Source organism: Treponema endosymbiont of Eucomonympha sp., assembly GCF_001028545.1.
In genome coordinates, this window is the sequence record NZ_BBPW01000272.1 from 1 (window position 1) to 839 (window position 839).

An 839-nucleotide genomic window follows, 5' to 3' on the forward strand; every position below is an offset into this window, starting at 1 on the left:
TCGGAGGGAACTCGGCGGATAGTTTTAGCCTCTCTGCCGCTCATATTGCTGACGCTGTACCGTCCAGTTTGCTGTTCCCTTCACCCGTTGCAGGGAATGCCCGCACGGGTGTGTTTCTGTCCTGCGTGTATCGCTGCCGCTGATATGCCCCACAAGAGATCCTCTCATCTGCCCGTATGAGGAAGCGCTCGACTTCAACGCCCCCGCCGCTCAAGCATTTCCTGCACGTAGCGCCCCGTGTGCGATGACTGCCCGCGCCGCGCAATTTTGAACAGTCCTTTGATATAGGGAAAAAATCGCCGTAACGATAAAGTTAGCCAGCTTAAAAAAGAAGCCGATTCCGGGAATAAAATGCAGATACTCCGCGTCTCCTTCCGGGTCGACGGGGCTGCCGTCAGGTTTTTTTGAGCGGTCGTTTCCCGCGCGGAATTCGTTGTTCCGCAGGTCAAAAAACGCGTCAAAGCTCGAAGTGTCCGCCGTCGGCTTCGTCGCGTCGAGCCCGCGCAAAAGCCCCGCCTTTTTATGCCCCTGCGCCTACCGTCTCCAAAAGAGGGAGACCTTCTCCGCTATGAGATAGGGAGACCTTCCCGCGTCGGGAGCGCTCCGCGTATGCCCGCAGGCAAGGCTGCCTCTTACAGAGAGGCGGCGAATAAGGTAGCATAGAGGCGGAGGAGGAACGAATGCCCAGTCTGAAAGAACAGTGCCGGACGCTCGCCGCGCGCGCGCTGAACGCGCTCAAGCCCGCAGGCGCGCCGGAGCTTGCGCCCGAATCGGTGCCGCTGGAAGAGCCGCCGAACCCCGCGCTGGGCGACGTCGGCATCCCGGCGTTCCCCTTCGCC

Annotated in this window: 1 protein-coding gene; it reads right to left on the bottom strand. The window is 60.5% G+C overall.

The genetic code is table 11. The annotated features are described in order from the left end of the window. Nucleotides 1-210: 210 nt before the first annotated feature. Nucleotides 211-507 (bottom strand): hypothetical protein, encoded by a 297-nt coding sequence (locus AWU74_RS06480; RefSeq protein WP_062328625.1) that lies wholly within the window; start codon nucleotides 505-507, stop codon nucleotides 211-213. Nucleotides 508-839 lie beyond the last annotated feature (332 nt).